The sequence below is a fragment of the Grimontia sp. AD028 genome, from assembly GCF_000973155.1.
Taxonomy (GTDB): domain Bacteria; phylum Pseudomonadota; class Gammaproteobacteria; order Enterobacterales; family Vibrionaceae; genus Enterovibrio; species Enterovibrio indicus.
Map to the genome: position 1 here is coordinate 1 of NZ_LASY01000091.1, position 9,760 is coordinate 9,760.

The window sequence follows — 9,760 nt, forward strand, 5'->3', positions numbered from 1 at the left end:
TTCAGGTTGTTTGGGTATAAGCGTATTCAGAGCGTTGCGCCTGGGTGAATCAGGCGAATCACCAACGAACCTGCTGCACGCATTGATTCGACATTGTGGCTCAATACCACGCCACCTTCCGGCGCATGGTAGCGGTATTCCTCTTCACCAAAGCTGTCATATTGGATCGCCAGCAGCTGATCTTTTTCTACAGTCTGCATCAACTCAACCTGCGGAAGAATAAAACCACCTTGAACAGCGCGAATACTGGTCACACGGGCGCTTTCAATGGCAGGCTCAACCGCGGCAAATTCGCCATCAATCAAACCGTAAAGGGTGAAGATGTTCAGCATGCCACGTACGGTGCGGTTGACCATTTCCATATCAGTATAACGGCCGACACCGGCTTCAACAGTGATGCTCGGAATGCCATTCTGATTCCAAACGGTTTCCAGGATACCCGGGTCGCCCGGATCGTTCAGAATGGCATCTGGGTTCATCAAGCGCGCCATGTTTACGGCGTCATCTAAACGATAATCCGCGAACACATAAAGCGGATAGCGGGTGCCAGATGTTTGCGTGTGTAGGTCAATCGCCAGATCGGCATTTGGCTGGAGAAGGTTACGCCAGATAGGATCAAGATAGCGCTGAGGTTCGTTACCTTGCGGATTGCCCGGGAAATGGCGGTTCAGGTTGCCACAGGAAACGTCAGGGTCAGAGGAAAAGAAATCGCGGCTGTGGTGCAGCATACCGCTCAGGTTGACGGTAGGCACGATGGTCACACAGCCTTTCAGTGATTTACCATGCAGTGCACGGGCAATCGCTTGTGCTGACAAAACGCCATTATATTCGTCACCATGAACACCGGCGGTGATCATAATTTTCTTACCCGGCTCAGTGCCCTTAAACACCCATACAGGAAGGTGTTGCCACTGTGCTAATGCGTCGGTTGCCGCACGGAACCAAAACTTGTGTGAGCCTGCATCCAGTTGGTCCACATCAAGTGAAGAGATCACGGACAAACCGTCGATTTTGTTTCCTTCAATACACTTCGTCATTACGTCAGTTCTTATTTTTAAGAATTTTAGAGGTCGTTAAAACTCAAAAAAGGCGAGATTGTCATCCCGCCTTTATTCATATCGATAATACTTTAAGCTTACGCGAAGCCAGTGAGATGTGCACTCACAACTGTGATACTTGCGATGACAAAAAGTAAAAGCATAAACCGCCAGACAAACTTCGCCCAGTTGCCCCAATCTATTCGACACACACCCAGTGTAGCCATCAATGAAGCAGATGTCGGTACAATGATGTTGGTCCATCACACAACTGGAAGGCCAGAAACGTAATTTGAAGGGGCACACCAGCAATATCAGATAATGGTGCCAGCATTAGCATGGGCAACGACAAGGAAAATGACTGTGTCCAAAAACGTTTGAATTCGTCAATGGGATCCAGTGATGCCCGATGGCAGTTGGAGAGACGTTGGTTAGAATGAAAGAAGTAGGGCATGGATGTAAGAGGTGAAGCAATGTCTTTTGATCTCAAGACGCTGATTGAGCGTTGTGAAGAAGCTCTTGAACAGGAAAACCCGCAACAAGCCATTAAGCGATTGTTGAGAGAAAGTCTCCGCGATCCCGGTTCGGTCAAATTAGCGCTCATGCCTGGTAACCGAGCGGATTTCGAGTTTCTGTATGAGTCAGATGATCTCACCATTCTTCATTTTATTTGGGCACCTAAAATGACCATGCCTGCACATAATCATAACCTTTGGGCAGTTGTGGGTGTCTATGAGGGAAGAGAAGATCATATTTTTTGGCAAAAAGCTGGAGACAGTAGATTTGGAGAAGCCGACATTCGTGCTGTTGGTGCCGCTTCTATCGCTGCAGGAGAAGTGCTGAGTATGGATAATCAAGCCATTCATTCAGTGACTAACCCGACACATCTTTTCGCTGCAGGTATCCACATCTACGGAGGAAATTTCAGAGAAGCGGACAGAAGTGGCTGGGATCCCATCCTTCTTCAAGAAACGCGATTGGATGCCGAAAAAAACCAAGCCATTTTTGATGTGGAAAACGAGGTATTGGATTTGCTTGAACGCAGGCATAAATAGCAAAGACCAACTCAATCTAAAGTGGTTAACACGAAGCAGCTGAATATGGGGGAATCAGTCGTTGCTATCCTCTCTGTGCTCAGCATTTGTGCGCCGCCCCTGGGGTCTGTTCACCTTTGGTGATAAAAGTTGCGGGTTGATAGCCGACCTAACCTTGTCAAAGACCAACACGCAACTTGGGAGCTTTCATAACAAGGAACACGGCGAGTGCGCAGACTATGAAGCCAATAATGGTGGCCGTTGAAAACGCTTCATCAAAGAACAGCCAACCCTGAATCGCGGTAACGGGCGGAACCAGATAAATCACCGAGGTGACTTTCGATGCGGCGCCCTGGCCAACCATGTAAAGGTAGAGCAGCACTGCAATGACTGACAACGCCAGTACTGACCAAATCATGGTGAGTGTAAACGTTAACGACCAAGTCACTTCGAAGCCCTCCACCAACCAGGCAATCGGCAAAAAGAACACACCAGCCGCGACATATTGCCACATTGCACAAGCAACCAAATCAACGCCCTGACAAAAATGCTTTTGGTACAAAGTACCAAGAGTAATGCCAAGTAGTGCCAGAAATACGAACAGATAGGCATAGAAAGGTTGAGCGTCGATATTCCAACTCATCTTGCCTTGCACAACCAATGCGATGCCGAAAATACCCGCGAGCAATCCAACCCACTGCGCCGGATTAAGCCGCTCGCTGGAAAGATTAATCACAATCAGCGCGGTCAGGATTGGCTGGAACCCAACCAATAAGGATGACAAACCAGCGGGCATGCCATAACCAATCGCAGCAAACACGCCGCCGAGATAAAAACCGTGGATTAACAGCCCAGACATTAGAACGTGAAACAGCAATTTGCCTTTAGGCATCACAGGTTTCATTACGCCTAGAATCACCACAAACACCAAGACATTCAGCACCATGCGGATAAACAGGAAAGTGGCAGCATCTGCATAGGGAAGGCCAAATTTGGCCCCGATAAAGCCTGTGCTCCAAAGCAAGACAAAGACAAAGGGAATGGCGCTTTTCAGCATGAGGCAGCAATCCTTGCGCGATGAGAGTGAGTCGAGAAGTGATTAAAACGCAATCAGTGTACGAAAACAAGGAAAATGACTGCGTCCAAAAGGCTATGAATTCATATGAATAAGTGGGTCAGTATATGAACGACGAAAAAGCCCACAGATGTGAGCTTTATGCGTTGGAACGACAGGTTAAGACAACCAATCCAGACTGAGCAGTAATCTTGGGGTACTTCCGGGAGCGGGAGATCGATGAACAATACCGCGGCCTTCATTGCCGACCCAGGCTTCACCTTTCAGTATTGCGACCGCACCGGTGGGGATTTCTTTGATCCTAGAAGAGGAAACAGATTGCTCTGGTAATTGCCCCAGTGAGCTAGAGCGCTCAACGTCATTCTCATCAATCCATTCCGTACCACGACCAGAGTATGTGACCAGCAATCTGGCTGGGACGCGGTCGATATGGAAACGCGGACACATGGTTGTATCCAACACCTGAAGGCGAACACCCAAGGCGTCGGGTTCGAAAAGGCATCGATACATTTCGACCACATCTTCCACATCCGCTAACCAACTCTGTATACCCTTGAGATCCAACGCCCATTTAGGCAGAAGCTCCCAGATAGACAGCGAGTTTTCCAGTGCGACAAAGCGATTGTATTTTCCTACCCGAGTAGCGAACTGGTCGGCAAACTCTCTGCAATCTTGCGAAAGCTCGCGCTGCCAGACGGTAAGATTCACGTCTTCCCGGAATATTTCGGTGAGGCATTCTGGGTGGGTATTCTGAACCGTCACTGGCCGGGTGACAGTATCGAACTCCGCTATCATGGACAGTCTCCAAATTGTTTATTTTATGAAATGTTATAACATAACAAAAGTCTGGCGGCGACTGTTTAGCTGCAGCTACTTAAACCCCATTACTCACTCGGTATGGCAACTTCTGTCCTGTCCGAAATCCGATTTGTTGATAGCTTGAGTCTTCGGCAGATCTGATTGAAAGGTCACTCGCTAAGCAACCTCTTGTTTCTGAAGCCAACTCTGGCTTTTGATACCTTCGCCGAAAGCTTGAAAGTAGCTCGCTATCTGCGTGTTTCTAAAGAGAGGGTCTTAAGGGGAGCAAGAGAACATGGAAAGTTTGGGGCTGATTTATTTTCATCTGGTAACGGCAGTGCTGTCATTTTTGCTGGGAACCTATTTGCTTGCCAGAAGAAAAGGGAGTCCGCTACATAAGCGTCTTGGTAAGATATATATGCTTTTGATGGTGGCAACGGCCATCTCTACCTTGTTTATTCCGTCGCAGGTGGGGCCTCAGGTGTTTTATCACTTTGGCTATATTCATATCCTCAGTATTGTCACTCTCTACACCGTGCCTGAGTCCTTCATTGCAATTAGAAAGGGTAATGTGAAAAAACATCAGCAAGGCATGGTGATTTTGTATGTTTTGGCGCTATTGGTCGCGGGTGCATTTGCGTTTACGCCGGGAAGATTACTGCATACTTGGCTGTTTGCTTAGTCTCGTCGAGTGACAAAAAAGGCTGCTTGGCAGCCTTTTTTATTATCAGAATTTATAGACAGCCCCAAGGCTGAACTCCCAACCCAAATCATTTTGTATAAGGGGACTGCCGCTATCATGGTGCTCAAGTGCAACTTCAGAAATGGCCAACCAGTTTTCAGAAAGATCGTAAAGGGCGATAACACCGCCTTTGTACACCCAGGTTTCGTCAGCGCTGAATTCGGCTAAGCCAGAGGCAGAAGACTCCTGAGCTGAGATGGAATACAGATGCTGGGAAAGCTTCTCGTCGCGATAATTCACTTCCACGTAAGGTGACAAGACAAAGTTGGTGATGGGCGTGTCGAACGCTCGGCCGAGATGAAGTTGGATTTCGTAGCCGTTGTGCTCGTCGGTAACATCATGAAGATAAGTGAGGCGGGCTCCGACAGTACCGACAGTCACGCCAAGCTCGCCATTGCCATCGCGGTTATTTATCCCTGAAGGGATGTCGTCGAAATCGTCAGAAACTTCTGCAAAGCGAAGGTTACCGGAAAGGCCAATAAACGGGATAGGGTTGTAAGTGAACAGACTGCCATCAATAAAGCCATGCTCACTGTTGTAAAACAGGTATGGTTCAGCCCCTGCCTTTGCGCCTTGATTTGAAAAGACTGATTCTCCGACAGTCAGTCCGGCACCGACAAAACCAAAATCCTTGTATTTATCCTGTGCTAAAGCTGGCGTCGCGATGATAGACAGCAACAAATGGGACAGGATTGATATGACGCGTTTTCTCATTACAGCTCTCCTTTTCTATGAAAAAGAAGAACTGCAATGGAGGAGGTTTCTTTCAGCGGACTTTGGCAAACAGCTAGCTTTGCCGGTTACCTTTGATGAGATCTTCGATGGTCTCAGTCACTTGTTTGAGTTTCAGGCTTTGCTCTTTGTAACTCATCGAGACTTCTGAGGTTTCATTGGCAATCTGGTGGTTGTTGTTGACGATTCCTGTCATGGATTCCATGGCAGAATTCACCTGAATGAGGCCTTTCATTTGCTGGTTGAACGCCTGACTAAAGGAATCAATTTCCTGCGCCAACCCTTCAATTTTGTTGGAGATATTCGAAAAACTGACCTGGGTTTGTTCTGAAAGCGCCTTACTTTCCTTCACCCGCAATTCTGTGTCTTGCACTATCTGGCCAACGGTGACCATTGAGTCTTTCAGCAGCTTATCGATATCTTGCGATGCCTGACCCGACATTAAGGCCAACTGGCCCACTTCCTGAGCCACAACGGCGAACCCGCGTCCGTGCTCGCCTGCACGCTCGGCTTCTATAGAAGCATTGAGTGACAGCAGCTTGGTTTGAAAAACAATGTCATGAATAACCTTGGTGTAATCGGAGATCTTTCTGATGATCTCGTTTATTTCCTGCAATTGCTTGTTGGAGTTTTCAATCAGCACGACCGAATGCGCCATCTTGTCCATGTTCTTGCTGCCGTCAGAGCTGAGCGCTAACGTGCCTTTGGACACATCCAGACAGGTCAGGACGTTTTCATTGGTGCGCTCCACCATCTCCCGGATTTCAGACATGGCAGAGACGTTGGAATCCAGCGCACTTCGCTGTTTCTCAACCCCATTGGCAATGTCTTTTGCGCCTTGCAGAACAAGCTGGGAATTTTCCTGTGCAGCTTCAGATACATAGGCGAGGTCTTTGGTGATTGAAATGAGCGGCTTAGAAAGTCGCATTGAGACGAAGTAGATGATCAGGCAAAGCAGAATGATGATGCTGACAAAGCAAAACAGCACCACTTGCAGATTCCTTTGCAGTGCCGCCGTTGCAGCCTTCTCGTTGTAGGTAATATTCAGCACACCAAGCAAAGTGCCATCAGGAGAGAGGATTTCTTCCGAGTACTTCAATGCCCCTTCATTGGCTTCCTTTGGGGCGGTTTCTGTGTAAGGCACCCCAAGGCTGTCCATAAACTGGATATGGTCAATATCCTGATCTTTCATGCCAACCTGAACAAACTCCTCCAACGCCGACAAGTCATAATTCATGATATATGTCTTGCTGGATTGATTCAGAAAGTTGGCCAATGACTGCACTTTCCCTTTTTGTATTTGTGAGAGCTCTTGTGCAGTCATGTGATGGAAGAACACAGCCGCCAAAACCAGCAATGCGGTGATACTCCCGATCAAGGGAACAAGAATCCGGTATTTAAGCGACAACCCTTTAAAAAACGACATCCACTTATTCATGGCTTCACTTCATGCTGTTGACTGGAATCGCTTTGCCATTCTCGATTTTCGTCAGGTAAACATCGTCCAAGCCCTGTCTATCAGACTTACTGAAGTTCACATTAAGGCCACCAAAGCTCTTGTTGCTGATGTTTTCCATCGCGCTGACAAAATTGGATCGGGTGAGTGATTGACCAGCCTGTTGCAAGGCTTCAACTATCACCATGGCATTTAAATAGCCTTCCAGTTGGGTGTAGTAAGGGCTCTCAACGCCTTGGGCGGCGAGATCTTTTTTGAAGTCTTCAATAATGCGAAGATCACTTTCATCTGGGTTCGGCATGACTTGGGAGATATAACTGCCGTCGCCGTCAGCACCTAATTCTGCAATCAGCTTTTTAGTGCCCACAAAAGAGATATTGGCGAACTTAGCGTCAAAGCCTTTCTGATTTGCCAGTTTGATGAAGGCACCGCAGGCTTTGTAAGCGCCGACCAAAATCACGGCATCCGGATTTTTGCTCATGATGCTGTTCAGCCCTTGCTCGACATCCAATGTATTTCGGGTATATCTGCCTTCCGCATGGATTTTGAGGCCGCGTTTTCTTAGCGCGCGTTGCACGCCCGCTTTACCTGCTGCGCCATAGCCGTCGTCCTGAATAAACACAGCAATTTTCTTATATCCCAAATCATTGATGAAATGGTTAACCAGCTTTTCTGTTTCATTGAAGTAGCTGGCGCGGATATTAAAAATATTCGGATTGGCAGGGGTGCGGAGAAATTCTGCACCAGTGAAAGGGCCAATATAAGGGACTTTTGCGCGGTTCACTTCGGGAACGACGGCTTTTGAAGTGGGTGTGCCAACGAAACTGACGAGGGCAAAGACTTTGTCAGTGTAAATCAGCCTCTTTGCATTCTTGGCTGCGCGATCTGGCTCGTAACCGTCATCAAGGGAAATGACCTTGATCTGCCTGCCATGAACGCCGCCTTGCTGGTTAATTTTTTCAAAGTAGGCGAGGGTACCCGCTTTCACCCCTGTGCCTAAACCCGAGGCTGGGCCGGAAAGGGCATTACTCATGCCGAAAGTTATGGTGGTGTCAGTGACACCGACCTCAGCAAAAACGGTATATGGTAGCGCGAGAAAGGACACCATTATCCAGCGTAAGAATTTCATCACGAAGCCCCTTACTAACTATTTGGTTATTAGTGAGTATAGGAAACATAACCAATGTTTCATCATTGAGATTTTGTGATGTCGAAATCAGTGCTGGTTACAGGCAGGGATATTCGTAAAGCGCGGCATCAAAGCCTTCTACTTCCCGTCGGTCAATGAAATAAAAACCGAACGATTCGTAGAAATTACGAAGCCTTGGTCTATCACCGTGGCAATCACAGCGCAGCCACTGTCTTCCCTCTGACTTAACTAAGTCCACCATAGCCTGTAAAACGCGATGACCAATACCACGGGTAATAAAGGCATCGCCAATCACTAGTTTGTGAAAAAACAAAGAGTCATTAGTAGTGATTTGAGGCCAGAAAAGAGCATCCATTTCGAGGATGAAGACACCGCCGATGATCTTGTCTTCTTCTTTGACCAGATAAAGACTGTCATCGCCGTATGCTTTTTGTAGTGCAGACACCGAGACCTCTTCGCGCTCCCAAAGAGGGATCCCCGCGCTTTCGAGTCTTTCAATGGCTTCAAAAAGAAACCCTTCAATTGTTCGCCAATCGTCAGGATGATTAGATTTTGTCAGTGATATCGGCATAGTTCCCGGTGTTCTGCGACCGCGGCGTTGAGTTTAGACCTCTGACGTTTCAGACAGGGACTTTTTCAGCGAGCGGGCTTTGTTAAGTTCAATTTTATAGGCAGCCAACAGGGTGGAAAGATCACTCACTTTCACCGTGCAATTGCCCTCGTTGTCCATCGAGTTTAGAACGTCGTCGTTAAGTCTGGCGAGTGCATTACGCGTCGCCGGAGTATCAGTTGTAATAGGCATTGTTATTGACTTTTTTGTTATTAATGTTGGGCTATTTAATCAGAAAGCGACTCAGGGAAACAATCTGGTTTTGAAACGGATTGTTTCAGTCAATCGAAGTGTAGCGCTTGGTGTCATAGACGGCAGGGTTGGTGCAAAAATTAACCAGAAAATTAGACTTGTCACCCAATTGTAATGAAATTAGCCGCTTAAAGTTACTCAAAGCGGCCATTCACTAAATTGTTAGGATGTCATTTCAGGAACGGAAAATGCGTGTTACTTGGTTTCAAGAGCACTGAGTTTTGCGATCAACTTGGAATAATGTAGACGCCTACTCGGTGTGGGTAGGGTAAATCAAAGCATCAGTATTAAAGCCACGAGATTTAGCGGCTTTGATGAAGGCTTTCATCACGTCTTCCGATACTTGAGGCGTTCTCGCCAGCAGCCACAGATAGTCAGTGTTGTAACCAGAGACGAAGGCGTAATCGTAGTTTTCACCCAATCCAAACACCACGTAAGACGAGTAGAAAGGACCAAAGAAGGAGACTTTCAAATGTGCGACATCACGTTCAGCGACGAAGTAGGCTCGGCCTAACGCTTCACTCCATTCTTTGTCTTCATCGCTGTAACCACGGTTAATGACGTTGATGCCACCATCTTCGCGTGGTGTGTACTCTGCGGAAACCGAAGAAAGGCCGCGTTCAAAGGAGTGGTCGAGTCTTGCGATTTCGTACCATTTTCCAAGATAGCGTTGTTCGTCAAATCCGGTGACAGGCTCAACGCCTTCAGGAATGGATTGGCAGGCGGTCAGGCCAAAAAGAGAGGCCGCAATCAAGAGCGCTTTAAACATAAATCATGTCTTCTTTTTATTGTTGGTTAGTGTGTTTTATACCCAAACAACCTGAAGATGCTGGATTCAGCGAGATTGACTGGCATTGTGATCGCGGCGTTCCTT

At 47.4% G+C, this 9,760-nt stretch carries 11 protein-coding genes and 1 pseudogene; 2 read left to right on the plus strand and 10 right to left on the minus strand.

Going from position 1 to position 9,760, the window contains the following annotated elements:
• Positions 1 to 26 precede the first annotated feature (26 nt).
• Positions 27 to 1,037 (minus strand): succinylglutamate desuccinylase/aspartoacylase family protein, encoded by a 1,011-nt coding sequence (locus RN22_RS18700; RefSeq protein ID WP_046306625.1) that lies wholly within the window; start codon positions 1,035 to 1,037, stop codon positions 27 to 29.
• Positions 1,038 to 1,135: 98 nt separating this feature from the next.
• A pseudogene (locus RN22_RS24770) lies at positions 1,136 to 1,386 on the minus strand (hypothetical protein); the annotation flags it as partial.
• Between the two features lie 103 nt (positions 1,387 to 1,489).
• On the opposite strand from RN22_RS24770, the gene RN22_RS18705 reads away from it, so the two are divergent.
• The gene (locus tag RN22_RS18705) at positions 1,490 to 2,092 is read left to right on the plus strand and encodes a hypothetical protein (protein WP_231590930.1); all 603 of its coding nucleotides are present in this window, start codon (positions 1,490 to 1,492) and stop codon (positions 2,090 to 2,092) included.
• A gap of 157 nt (positions 2,093 to 2,249) precedes the next feature.
• On the opposite strand, the gene RN22_RS18710 is transcribed toward RN22_RS18705, so the two are convergent.
• Complete coding sequence (locus tag RN22_RS18710; RefSeq protein ID WP_046306628.1) at positions 2,250 to 3,128, minus strand: DMT family transporter; 879 nt, start codon at positions 3,126 to 3,128, stop codon at positions 2,250 to 2,252.
• Between the two features lie 177 nt (positions 3,129 to 3,305).
• Positions 3,306 to 3,941, minus strand: a complete 636-nt coding sequence (locus tag RN22_RS18715) for a DUF1826 domain-containing protein (RefSeq protein WP_046306630.1) — start codon at positions 3,939 to 3,941, stop codon at positions 3,306 to 3,308.
• Positions 3,942 to 4,239: 298 nt separating this feature from the next.
• On the opposite strand from RN22_RS18715, the gene RN22_RS18720 reads away from it, so the two are divergent.
• Positions 4,240 to 4,626 carry a DUF2306 domain-containing protein gene (locus RN22_RS18720; protein ID WP_046306632.1) on the plus strand — a complete coding sequence of 129 codons (387 nt, stop codon included), beginning with the start codon at positions 4,240 to 4,242 and terminating at the stop codon, positions 4,624 to 4,626.
• 45 nt (positions 4,627 to 4,671) lie between these two features.
• Here the strand turns inward: RN22_RS18720 and RN22_RS18725 are convergent, their stop codons facing one another.
• The 6 genes from RN22_RS18725 to RN22_RS18750 all read right to left on the minus strand — a co-directional run bounded on the left by RN22_RS18725 (position 4,672) and on the right by RN22_RS18750 (position 9,655).
• Positions 4,672 to 5,400 carry a MipA/OmpV family protein gene (locus RN22_RS18725; protein ID WP_046306634.1) on the minus strand — a complete coding sequence of 243 codons (729 nt, stop codon included), beginning with the start codon at positions 5,398 to 5,400 and terminating at the stop codon, positions 4,672 to 4,674.
• Positions 5,401 to 5,473: 73 nt separating this feature from the next.
• Positions 5,474 to 6,856 (minus strand): methyl-accepting chemotaxis protein, encoded by a 1,383-nt coding sequence (locus tag RN22_RS18730; protein WP_046306638.1) that lies wholly within the window; start codon positions 6,854 to 6,856, stop codon positions 5,474 to 5,476.
• Between the two features lie 4 nt (positions 6,857 to 6,860).
• Positions 6,861 to 8,003 carry an ABC transporter substrate-binding protein gene (locus RN22_RS18735; protein ID WP_046306640.1) on the minus strand — a complete coding sequence of 381 codons (1,143 nt, stop codon included), beginning with the start codon at positions 8,001 to 8,003 and terminating at the stop codon, positions 6,861 to 6,863.
• Between the two features lie 97 nt (positions 8,004 to 8,100).
• Positions 8,101 to 8,595 carry a GNAT family N-acetyltransferase gene (locus RN22_RS18740; RefSeq protein WP_052737565.1) on the minus strand — a complete coding sequence of 165 codons (495 nt, stop codon included), beginning with the start codon at positions 8,593 to 8,595 and terminating at the stop codon, positions 8,101 to 8,103.
• A 33-nt stretch (positions 8,596 to 8,628) separates the two neighbouring features.
• Positions 8,629 to 8,826 (minus strand): hypothetical protein, encoded by a 198-nt coding sequence (locus RN22_RS18745; protein ID WP_039850181.1) that lies wholly within the window; start codon positions 8,824 to 8,826, stop codon positions 8,629 to 8,631.
• A gap of 310 nt (positions 8,827 to 9,136) precedes the next feature.
• Complete coding sequence (locus RN22_RS18750) at positions 9,137 to 9,655, minus strand: lipocalin family protein (RefSeq protein WP_046306642.1); 519 nt, start codon at positions 9,653 to 9,655, stop codon at positions 9,137 to 9,139.
• Positions 9,656 to 9,760: the final 105 nt, after the last annotated feature.

Coding starts and splice junctions, on each gene's coding strand:
- RN22_RS18700 (WP_046306625.1), bottom strand. CDS start 1,037: ATGACGAAGTGTATTGAAGGAAACAAAATCGACGGTTTGTCCGTGATC.
- RN22_RS18725 (WP_046306634.1), bottom strand. CDS start 5,400: ATGAGAAAACGCGTCATATCAATCCTGTCCCATTTGTTGCTGTCTATC.
- RN22_RS18710 (WP_046306628.1), bottom strand. CDS start 3,128: ATGCTGAAAAGCGCCATTCCCTTTGTCTTTGTCTTGCTTTGGAGCACA.
- RN22_RS18750 (WP_046306642.1), bottom strand. CDS start 9,655: ATGTTTAAAGCGCTCTTGATTGCGGCCTCTCTTTTTGGCCTGACCGCC.
- RN22_RS18715 (WP_046306630.1), bottom strand. CDS start 3,941: ATGATAGCGGAGTTCGATACTGTCACCCGGCCAGTGACGGTTCAGAAT.
- RN22_RS18735 (WP_046306640.1), bottom strand. CDS start 8,003: ATGAAATTCTTACGCTGGATAATGGTGTCCTTTCTCGCGCTACCATAT.
- RN22_RS18705 (WP_231590930.1), top strand. CDS start 1,490: ATGGATGTAAGAGGTGAAGCAATGTCTTTTGATCTCAAGACGCTGATT.
- RN22_RS18745 (WP_039850181.1), bottom strand. CDS start 8,826: ATGCCTATTACAACTGATACTCCGGCGACGCGTAATGCACTCGCCAGA.
- RN22_RS18730 (WP_046306638.1), bottom strand. CDS start 6,856: ATGAATAAGTGGATGTCGTTTTTTAAAGGGTTGTCGCTTAAATACCGG.
- RN22_RS18720 (WP_046306632.1), top strand. CDS start 4,240: ATGGAAAGTTTGGGGCTGATTTATTTTCATCTGGTAACGGCAGTGCTG.
- RN22_RS18740 (WP_052737565.1), bottom strand. CDS start 8,595: ATGCCGATATCACTGACAAAATCTAATCATCCTGACGATTGGCGAACA.